The following is an 8,900-nucleotide window of genomic DNA, read 5'->3' as shown; positions in this document are numbered from 1 at the left end:
CGCCGCCAGCCCCCGACCCCGCCCCGCGACCTGCTCACCGCCCTCCACCGCGACCTCCTCCGCTACAGCAGAGGCCGCCTGGACGACGACATCGCCGCCCTCGCCCTCCGGCTGGGCAAGCCCGAGCCGGACCGCGCGCGTCAGCGCTTCTCGTAGTTGGCCAGCGCCAGGCCCAGACCGAAGAAGGTCGGGGCCCAGTGCCCCACGAAGATGCCCCAGCGATCGGCGCGGTCCACGCCCGCCTCCTCGGCCTGCTGGGACACACCCCAGGCGATGTAGGACGCGGCGATGGACGCCAGACCGGCCATGTAGCAGTGCTCGGACTTCAGCCCGGTCTCGTGCAGCGCCTTGACGATCATGTGAGCTCCTCGGATGCGCGACGAACGCGAATACATGCCTCCGCCATCGCAACACCGCCCCGCCCGCCCGGCCACCGGGAAGGGGCCGGACGGGGCGTCGGGGGAGCGGTGACCTCAGCGGCGCCGCTCCCGGTAGACACCGAACGGCACCGCCCGCGCGAGCGCCAGATCGCGGTACGCCTGGTACTCCGCCAGCCGTTCCTCCGGCAGGAGTTCACCGCCGACGAAAGCACCCTCCGGCGTGTAGTGCATCCGATAGACGCCCCGGTCGTCGAACAGCCAGAAGTCGTGGTCGGGCAGACCGTCAGCCGACTGCTCCGACCGGTCGATGATCCCGATCGACTCGCCGGCCGCGATGTTGCCCGGATACGCGGCCAGTTCGTACCGCAGGTAGTCGCTCAGCGGAGAGCGCAGCACATGCACCCGCGACACGCTCTTGCCCTTGTCGGTCATCGAGCGCACCCACGGGTTGTCGTCCCACTCGGGCCCCATGTCCTCGCCCGCGAGGAACCGGGCGATCTCCTCCCGCTCCTCCTCGACGTCGTACTCGGCCAGCGTCTCCAGCCGGAACGCCGCCCGTTCGAAGGTCTCGAAGAGCCGGCCGAAGTCCTCACCGGTCAGCATTCCGGGCACGTCCACTCCCTCTCGACGGCGGATGGCTCATGGGCTCGGCGGGATCACAGCGGAATTCCCGCCCGTCGCGCAAGCGCGGTGATCTTGGGGTTGCTCCTCCTGTGCAGGGAGACGAGGACCCGGCTCAGCTCCTGGCTCGTCGGATGGACCCGCGCCATCTGCGGCGCCGCCTTCCAGGCTGCGGCCAACTCGTCCACGGCACCTTCCCGGTCGCGCAACGCGAGTCGCGCCCGGGCGAGGTTCATGTGCAGCGGTCCGATGCGCGTGGCCGGGAGGGACGGTCCGTCCCGGAGATAGCGCTCGCCCACTTCCAGCGCCTCGCCGTGCTCCTTCAGGTCGGCCCAGGTGGCGACCAAGTGGACGAGAGTGTTCTCCGGCCCGAAGTGGATGCCCTGCACGTCCACGTCGGCGTCGAGATGGGACGCCGCCTTCCTGGCCTCCCGCTCGTGCCGCGCCGCCGCCTCCTTGTCACCGGTCCGCCCGGCGAGGGTGAGCCCCCGCAGGTGCAGCAGCCCCAGTGCCACGTGCCGGTCGCGTCCCTTCATCGCGGACTCCGCCTCGACGACGCCCCGGTCGACGACGGCGAGCCCGCCGACGAAGTCCCCGCCGTTGAGGAACGTCCCGGCCTCGTCCCGGGCCGCCACCGCCCGGGCGAGGCCGCTCGCCCGCTCGGCGGCCTGGTGCTGCCGCACCACGGCAAGCTCGGCCATGGTCATCCAGCGATGCCGGGCGGCCAGCCAGTAGACCGCGCTGTACACGTCGGCGACCCTGGCCCAGTCGGCCGGCAGGCCCGTCGCATGCGCCCGGTCCTGCACCCGCCTCAGCAGCACCGGAAGCCGTCGCGTCACGGCCGCCAGATCCGCGTCGCCCCGCAACCGGAAAAGCTCGGCCAGGTCCGCTTCCAAGTGTGGTGCCCGGGCGGCCTCATCGCCGCCCGCCATGTCGAACCTCCGCATGACCGTACGCAGATCGCGCAACGAGTCCTCACCGCCCTTCGGCGGGGGCGCCTGGCCGAGCAGGGCGTCGAGAGAGATGCCGAGGGCGTACGCCAGCGCCGCAGCCGTGCTCTGTGTCAGCGGCCGCTCACCGCGTTCGATCTTGCCGAGCATGGACTTCGACAGACCGGCCCGTGCCGCCAACTGATCCTGTTGCCAACCCCGCTTGATCCGCTCGACCTTGACGTTTGCTCCGGGACCTGGTGTGGCGTTCTCTGCGCTCATGGGCACTGACTTTCCGAGTTCGGGCTCCCGTGCTCTTCGTGCTCTCCATAGTGTCAGCGGTCGCCTACCCCTGACACGGTGTTGTGCACTTCTTGTGCACCTTCGTCCGGACAGCGGGTCGTTGACTGACTACGCAAGGCAACGAGCCGGTAGTCGTCGACCACGCGGAGGACGCATGACCACCACACCGCCCAAGCCCCATGCCGTGGGCTCCCCCGGCTACAGCCAGACGCTCCCCTGCTTACCCGAATCCGCAGCGCGGGCCCGCCGCCTGGTCAGGGCGGCCTTCGCCACCTGGAGCCTGACCTGCCTCGCGGAGAACGGGACGCTCATCGTCTCCGAGCTGGTCGGCAACGCCGTACAGCACGGCGGCGGTACGGCGCTCACGGCCAGCGTCACCAGGGTCGGCCCCGCCCGGGTGCGTATCGCCGTCACCGACCGCTCGTCCGCCGTGCCGGTCGCGCGCGTGCCCTCCGACGACGACACCGGCGGCCGCGGCCTCCTCCTGGTCGCCGCCCTGGCCGACCGCTGGCACACCGAGCACCGGCACTGCGGGAAGACGGTCTGGGCCGAACTGGCCGTCCGCGGCCGGGTGGTGTGACGCCCGTGTCGCCGGTCTCCACCCGCCCCTGGGTGCCCGGCATGTGCTGGCTGTACTGCCGCCGAACCGGCGTCCCCGTCGTCTGGCTCGGTGCGGTCAGCTCCTCCGGCATCCAGGCCCCGATGTACGGCTGCGAGCAGTGCGTCGCCGAATTGGACCACATGGTCTGGCAGTACGCCGCCGCTCTCGACACCCAGTAGGTACGCGGACGACGACAGGGAACGGTCCCGCCGGACACACCAGCGGGACCGCTTCGGCAGCCCTAAGGGGCTGCCTCCCTACTCGCCGCCTCCGTCCTTCGGGGCCGGGGCGGGGTCGCGCGGGGCCTCCGGGGGCATCGGGCCGCCGTCGTGCCGGCCGCCGTCCGCCGCGAAGGCGGGCACGCCCATGTCGGCGGGATGGCGGAACGGAAACCCGCGCCAGCCCTCCGCGTCGGGCACCCTCGTCTCGTACGTGTCGAGCATCCGGCTCATCCTTGAGCCTCCTCTTCTCCAGGAGGCCACACCCCCGTACCGTCGGGAGTACGGCCTGCGATGCGCAGGAGGTGACTCCTGCGTCGGCCACCCGCCCCGGCGCTCGACCTGTCCAGGGTTTCTCTCGCCGGGGCGGGCATCTACTGACGACTCGGCGTCACGCCGTGGCCGTCTGCGTCAGGGGAGGGCACTCGCCGGCGTGCCGGTACACGGCCACCGGGCCGTCCGGCTCCCGCTTGACGGTGCTCCGGCGGACCGGGTCGAGCGGCTGGACCTCGCACCGACAGGCGGTGCACTTCTCGCCCCGCGGCGCATATGTCACGTACTCCCACTCGCCGTCCACGTCCGTTGCCTCCCCGATGTCGTTCCGAGTGAGCAACCAGTGTCACCGCGTGACGGACGGCGTCCCGCACTTATTGGCGTTGTCGGGTAAACCGCTCCGCCCATCCTTCGAGAAGCCCCCGGCACTCGTCGCCCCACACCGCGTGGGCCTCATACCGCTCGAAGTCTTCTCGGTACGCACTGACGTCCTTGTAGTCCCGCAGAATCAGCGCGCCGGTGTGCGTCTCGACCTGAACAAGCCGCCGGTCGTAGACCGTGAAGACACTGAGCGGTGTCTCGACCACCGGGCCGACCTGTTCGAGCGGTATAACCCCGAGCCGGATATGAGGGATTCGGCAAAGGGAGGCCAGACGGCCGAGTTGAACAGCCATGGCAAGGGGCGGCACCAGAGGCCAGCGAACTGCCTGCTCCGTCAGGAGAAACGTGAAGGACTTTGAAGAGTCCATGAGAGTGCGCTGACGCTCCAGCTTTCTGGCGACGACCTTGGCGATGTCGCCGGTGCTGCGATCGAGGCTGGCGCGCACGTAGTCGGGCGTGGCGAGCAGACCTGTGATCATCGTGGGCAGGAAGAAGCGGAACTCCGTGGTCACGGCCTCTAAGCGGGCCAGCTCGTCCTGCTTCTTGTCCAGGCCCCGTCGTTGGGAAGCCCAGGTGTCCTGCCACTCGGTGTGGGCAGAGCGAACGAGGGCCAGTATCTCCGTCGCTACGGGGTCATGCGCGCCAAGAGTTTCCAGGATCAATTCGACGTCGACGATCGTCGGTGTGATCTTTCCGCCCTCGATGTTGCTGATTTTCGTCTGCGACATGTTGCAGCGCTTGGCGAGCGTGGTCTGCGTGAGGCCAGCTCGCCTGCGCTCGCTGCTCAGGGCTGCCGCCAGGTCTGAACGTGTCCTGCCTAGCGACTCCGGATCAAAGGTCAATGCCGTTCACGTACTCCTCGAAGGGGACGGACTCGGCCAGTGCGATGCGTTGGTACTCGTGGAAGCGCGTGACGTCTCCCTCGAATACCTCGCGGTTGATCTGCGTGCCGTCCGGTTCGTAGTTCATGAGGACGACCTCGGAGTGATCGAACATCCAGAAGTCCTGAACCCCCGCGAGCGGATTGGAGCGATCCGTGACGTCCAGGATGCGAATGTCCTCACCGGCTCTGGCATGCGGCCGGTAGTACATGAACTCATAGCGGAGGTAATCCGAGAGGGGGCGAGTCACGATGTGCACGCGCCCCTTGCTCTTCCCCTCACGCCGCACTCGTTTGAGATCGTCGGTGTATTCGTCCGAGTACGTCTCTGCGTCGATGCGTGCACCGGCCAGGAACTCGGCGATCTCGTCAGCCTCCTCCGGGACGCGGTAGGCCGGCAGGGTCTCAAGCCGCCACGCCTCTCGCCGGAACGTCTCGAACCGAGCCGCCCACTCGTCACCATCCAAGAGCACGAACAGCCTCCTTCAGGGTCTCCTCCGGGATCTCCACCAGCCCTTCTCCCTCCGGGGCGGCGAAGGCCCGAGACACGTTGCCCTGCACGATGAAGGACCCGGACTTGGTCCGGTAGACGTTCGGGCAGTCGTTCTTCTTGCACTGCCCTGTGTTGGTCCCCGTGAGCCGTGTCAGTTCCTCACGAGCCATGGTGAAACCCCCTGTCTTGCGCCCCCGTTGGGGCGTCAGCGCCACCGTACGGAGATCGCCCGACCGTCGTCCATGCGACAAGGCCAATATTGGCGTTGTCGCATAAAGAGGGCGACCCCGCACAAGCCCGCCGCCCCGCCCGGCCACCTGGGGAAAGGGGCCGGACGGGGCGGCGGGTTCGAACAGGACCGGAGGTCGAGCGGGTCAGCGGTTGATGACGAACTGGGACCCGGGCTCGGTGCGGACGTCACCGTCCGCCGAGTTGGTGATCGTCACGTTGGACAGGGTCGCGCTGCCGCGGGCGCCGCTCATGGCGAGGATGCCGGAGCCGTTGTTGGACTTGTCGATGCGGACGTTCTCGACCTTGACGTTCGGCATGCTGCCGCCGCCGGTCTTGAACTGGATGCCGTCGTAGGTGGAGTCCAGGATCTCGGTGTCGCGGATGGTGACGCCGGGGATGTCCTGGCCCTGGGCGAAGAGGGTGATCGCGCCGAACTCCTGGTCCTCGTTCCAGAAGGCGCCGCCCGTGCGGTGCAGGGCGTTGCCGGCGATCAGGGTCTGGCCGGAGAAGGGCAGCGGGTCGTGGTCGGTGGCCAGCATGATGCCGGGGTAGTTCATGGTGTCGGCGATGACGTTGTTCTCGATTTTGTTCCCGAAGCCGCCGTAGACGGCGATGCCGTTGGCGCGCCAGGGGAGCTGGATGGTGTTGTTGCGGAAGGCGTTGTTCGAGCCGACGTCCACCGAGGTGTCCTTGACGTACTTGCTCGCCCAGACGGCCAGCGCGTCGTCGCCGGTGTTGCGGAAGGACGAGTTGTAGACGGTGGAGTTGCGGGTGCCGTTGGCGAAGTTGATGCCGTCGGCGTAGGTGTTGCGGACGCGGACGCCGCTGAATTCGAGGCCGTCGCCGGGGCCCCACAGCTCGGGGATGTTGGAGTAGTCGCGACCCGCCCAGACGCCCACGTTGGCGTGCTCGATCCAGACGTTGGTGATCTTCGTGCCCTTGCCGAAGCGGCCGTTGAGGCCGACGCCGCCCTCGTGGTTGCCGTCGCCGCCGCGGATGGTGCCCGAGCCGAAGATGGCGATGTCGGAGATCTGCGTGTTGTGGTCGATGTCGAAGCCGAAGTTGCCCTCGTGCGGGTGGTTGATGCCGCCCGCCTGGTGCGGCGGGGTCAGGGTGTAGAGCTGGGAGTGCCACATGCCCGCGCCGCGGATGGTGACGTCCCGGATGCCCACCTGGTTGAACTGGCCCCGGTTCAGCGGGTCGTCGGTGAGGATCTTCTGCTCCTGGCGCCACTGCCCGGCCGGGATCCACACGCAGGGGATCTGGCCGTTCTGGTCGGCGGTGACCGCCCGCTGGAGGGCGTCGGTGTCGTCCAGGCCGTCGTTGGGCACCGCGCCGTACTCGGTGATGGAGACGCAGGAGGCCGGCTTGGCGGCCGGGGGCGCCACCTGCTCCAGGTCGACGGAGTCGAGGATGTAGAAGGCGGCGCTGTCGCCGGCGTCGCGCTGGAGGCGGAACGTGGTGCCGGCCGGGTAGGTCTGGGAGAGGAGGGCGTTGGATTCGTCGAAGAGGCGGCGGGCGTCACCGCCGGGGCGGTTGGTCAGGCCCTCCGGGTCGTCGGTGGTGCCGTACAGCCAGCTGTGCTTGGAGGAGAGGGTCAGCTTGCGGACGAAGGCGCCGTCGGCATAGAGGCTGATGGTGGCCTCGGCGCCGCCGCCGCCCGCCGCGTCCGGGATGGAGTTGCGGACGACCAGGGAGTTGGCGGGGTTGGTGGAGGTGAACTCCACGTACTGACCGGTGGAGTTGAGGCGGACCGACTTGCGGCCGGAGGATTCGGTGGCGAAGTTGGTGTGGCCGAAGGTCCGCTTGGCGTCGGCGGTCAGCAGGGTGCCGTTGGTGCGGCCGTCCTCCGCCTCGTAGGAGGTGTACGGGACGGCGGCGCCGCGGCCGACGACGATCGAGCGGGTCAGGATGTTGTTGTTCTCGTTCGTCTCGGCGACCGTGTCGGTGGCGTCGGCGGTGGCGGTCAGCGTCGCGCCGCCGCTGGTCGCGGTCCAGGTGCCGGAGATCGCCACGCTCGCGGTGGCCCCGGCGGCGATCTGGCCGGTGGAGCCGTTGAGGACCGTGCTGCCCGCCTGGAGACGGGTGACGGAGCCGGCCGGTGCGGCCGAGGTGCCGCGGTTGCGGACGGCGACGGTGAAGGAGACCGGTGCGCCGGCGGCCGGGTTCGCCGGGTTGGTGGTGACGGAGGCGACTTCGAGGTCCGGGCCGGGGGCCTGGGCGATCACCAGGCGGTCGGCGGCGGTACGGCTGTTGTTGGTGTCGTCCAGCTCGGGGACGGTGTTGCGGGGGTCGACGACCGCGGAGACGGCGTAGCTGCCGGCCGGGCGGGTGCCGGTGGCGACGGGCACGGTGGCCGAGGCGCCGGGGTCCAGGGCCGGGACGTTCGCCGTGCCGGCGACCGTGCCCTCCACGCTGACGTCCGCCGTGGTCGCCGCCGATCGGGCGGTGCCGGCGTTGCGGACGGTGGCGTTGACGGTGACCGCGTCGCGCTCGGAGGGGGCGGAAGGCGTCCACGCCAGTGTGGTGACGGTGAGATCCGGCGCGGGCGCGGCGGCGCCGACCACCTGGAATTCCGCCACCTGCCCGCCGGGCGCGCCGGTGTTGGAGGTGAAGCGAAGCCGCACGTCGGCGAAGCGGCCGCTGACCGGGATGGTGACGGTGTTGCCGGAGGCGGGGGAGAAGGCGTACTCGGTGCGGGCCTTGAGGGTGGTGAACGCGCTGCCGGCGGCCGTCCGGCCCAGCACCTCGACGGTCTGGCGGCGCGCGCCCCATTCGGCGGCCGGGTTGAGCTTGACCACGACCCCGGTGACGTCGGCGTCCGCGCCCAGCTTCACGGTGAGGTCGGCCGGCTGGCCGGCGGCCTCCCAGTAGGTGGAGGTGGAGTCGTCGGTGGCGTTGGCCGCCACATAGGTCTGGGTGGTGGACGTCGCCTCGACCGGCTTGTTGCGGGCCAGGTTGGTCCCGGCGGGCGGGGGAGTGCCGGGGTCGGTGCCGCCGTCCCCGTCCTCGCCCCACACCTCCAGCTCGGAGAGCTGCGCCGCGTTCCAGCCGGTGTTGCCGGTGACCTGCACCCGGACGTAGCGCACCTCGGCCGGCGAGGCCAGGTCGAGAGCGACGGCGTTGGCGCGGGCCGGGTCGAACACCCGGGCGGCGGAGGCGGCGAGGGTACGGAAGGTGGAGCCGTCGGTGCTGCCCTGGAGGGACAGCGTCTGGGTCCGGGTCTCCCAGTTGGCGGGCAGCTTCAGCACCGCCCGCCTCACCGACCGGGCGGTGCCCAGGTCCACCTGCACCCACTGCGGGAACGAGCCGACCGGGCCCTCCCAGTACGACGCCTGCGCGCCGTCGGTGGCGTTGCCGGCCGGGTACGCGCCGTGGGCGGCGCCCGCGGTGGCCGGCCGGCCGAGCGCGAGGTTCGCCTCGGCGGCGGCGGCCCGCACCGAGGCGGTGGCCGCCTGGGCGGATGAGGCGAAGGTCAGGGGCACCAGACCGGTGGTGGCGAGTCCGGCTATGACGACTCCGGCCAGCGGACGCCGGCCTAGGGGTCTCCAACTCATGGGGATCCTCTGCGAAGGGGAGGGGAGGGGAGG

The 8,900-nt window shown here is 70.2% G+C and carries 10 protein-coding genes and 1 pseudogene; 3 read left to right on the top strand and 8 right to left on the bottom strand.

What is annotated here, in order from left to right:
* A pseudogene (locus C6N75_RS31720) lies at nt 1–156 on the top strand (serine/threonine-protein phosphatase); the annotation flags it as partial.
* On the opposite strand, the gene C6N75_RS21635 reads toward C6N75_RS31720, so the two are convergent.
* The 3 genes from C6N75_RS21635 to C6N75_RS21625 form a co-directional block, all read right to left on the bottom strand.
* The gene (locus C6N75_RS21635) at nt 141–359 is read right to left on the bottom strand and encodes a hypothetical protein (protein ID WP_105870564.1); all 219 of its coding nucleotides are present in this window, start codon (nt 357–359) and stop codon (nt 141–143) included. The pseudogene C6N75_RS31720 and the gene C6N75_RS21635 sit on opposite strands and share 16 nt — an antisense overlap.
* Before the next feature lie 114 nt (nt 360–473).
* Nucleotides 474–983: a DUF6879 family protein gene (locus C6N75_RS21630; protein ID WP_105870563.1), complete on the bottom strand. Its 510-nt coding sequence runs from the start codon at nt 981–983 to the stop codon at nt 474–476.
* 53 nt (nt 984–1,036) lie between these two features.
* Entirely contained in the window at nt 1,037–2,212 is a 1,176-nt protein-coding gene (locus C6N75_RS21625; RefSeq protein ID WP_105870562.1) for a helix-turn-helix domain-containing protein, read from the bottom strand.
* A gap of 175 nt (nt 2,213–2,387) precedes the next feature.
* On the opposite strand from C6N75_RS21625, the gene C6N75_RS21620 reads away from it, so the two are divergent.
* Nucleotides 2,388–2,813 carry an ATP-binding protein gene (locus tag C6N75_RS21620; RefSeq protein ID WP_105870561.1) on the top strand — a complete coding sequence of 142 codons (426 nt, stop codon included), beginning with the start codon at nt 2,388–2,390 and terminating at the stop codon, nt 2,811–2,813.
* A gap of 5 nt (nt 2,814–2,818) precedes the next feature.
* Complete coding sequence (locus C6N75_RS21615) at nt 2,819–3,013, top strand: hypothetical protein (RefSeq protein ID WP_105870560.1); 195 nt, start codon at nt 2,819–2,821, stop codon at nt 3,011–3,013.
* A 78-nt stretch (nt 3,014–3,091) separates the two neighbouring features.
* Here C6N75_RS21615 and C6N75_RS21610 read toward each other — a convergent pair whose 3' ends face one another.
* The 5 genes from C6N75_RS21610 to C6N75_RS31125 form a co-directional block, all read right to left on the bottom strand.
* The gene (locus C6N75_RS21610) at nt 3,092–3,277 is read right to left on the bottom strand and encodes a hypothetical protein (RefSeq protein WP_258177532.1); all 186 of its coding nucleotides are present in this window, start codon (nt 3,275–3,277) and stop codon (nt 3,092–3,094) included.
* A gap of 422 nt (nt 3,278–3,699) precedes the next feature.
* Nucleotides 3,700–4,548, bottom strand: coding sequence for a helix-turn-helix domain-containing protein (locus C6N75_RS21600; protein WP_105870558.1), 849 nt, complete (start codon nt 4,546–4,548; stop codon nt 3,700–3,702).
* Nucleotides 4,538–5,059 carry a DUF6879 family protein gene (locus C6N75_RS21595; RefSeq protein WP_105870557.1) on the bottom strand — a complete coding sequence of 174 codons (522 nt, stop codon included), beginning with the start codon at nt 5,057–5,059 and terminating at the stop codon, nt 4,538–4,540. The genes C6N75_RS21600 and C6N75_RS21595 overlap by 11 nt, the downstream gene beginning before the upstream one ends.
* Complete coding sequence (locus tag C6N75_RS21590) at nt 5,043–5,249, bottom strand: hypothetical protein (protein WP_105870566.1); 207 nt, start codon at nt 5,247–5,249, stop codon at nt 5,043–5,045. The genes C6N75_RS21595 and C6N75_RS21590 overlap by 17 nt, the downstream gene beginning before the upstream one ends.
* Nucleotides 5,250–5,453: 204 nt before the next feature.
* Nucleotides 5,454–8,867, bottom strand: coding sequence for a CARDB domain-containing protein (locus tag C6N75_RS31125; RefSeq protein ID WP_219852897.1), 3,414 nt, complete (start codon nt 8,865–8,867; stop codon nt 5,454–5,456).
* Nucleotides 8,868–8,900 lie beyond the last annotated feature (33 nt).

This window comes from Streptomyces solincola, from assembly GCF_002982015.1.
Taxonomy (GTDB): domain Bacteria; phylum Actinomycetota; class Actinomycetes; order Streptomycetales; family Streptomycetaceae; genus Streptomyces; species Streptomyces solincola.
Note: the sequence above shows the minus strand (reverse complement) of the source record. Positions and strands in the feature narration are given on the sequence as shown.

What these genes read in the sequence shown, in the direction of transcription:
- C6N75_RS21635 (WP_105870564.1), bottom strand. Translation starts at nt 359, where the DNA reads ATGATCGTCAAGGCGCTGCACGAGACCGGGCTGAAGTCCGAGCACTGC.
- C6N75_RS21620 (WP_105870561.1), top strand. Translation starts at nt 2,388, where the DNA reads ATGACCACCACACCGCCCAAGCCCCATGCCGTGGGCTCCCCCGGCTAC.
- C6N75_RS21590 (WP_105870566.1), bottom strand. Translation starts at nt 5,249, where the DNA reads ATGGCTCGTGAGGAACTGACACGGCTCACGGGGACCAACACAGGGCAG.
- C6N75_RS21610 (WP_258177532.1), bottom strand. Translation starts at nt 3,277, where the DNA reads ATGCTCGACACGTACGAGACGAGGGTGCCCGACGCGGAGGGCTGGCGC.
- C6N75_RS21630 (WP_105870563.1), bottom strand. Translation starts at nt 983, where the DNA reads ATGCTGACCGGTGAGGACTTCGGCCGGCTCTTCGAGACCTTCGAACGG.
- C6N75_RS21625 (WP_105870562.1), bottom strand. Translation starts at nt 2,212, where the DNA reads ATGAGCGCAGAGAACGCCACACCAGGTCCCGGAGCAAACGTCAAGGTC.
- C6N75_RS31125 (WP_219852897.1), bottom strand. Translation starts at nt 8,867, where the DNA reads ATGAGTTGGAGACCCCTAGGCCGGCGTCCGCTGGCCGGAGTCGTCATA.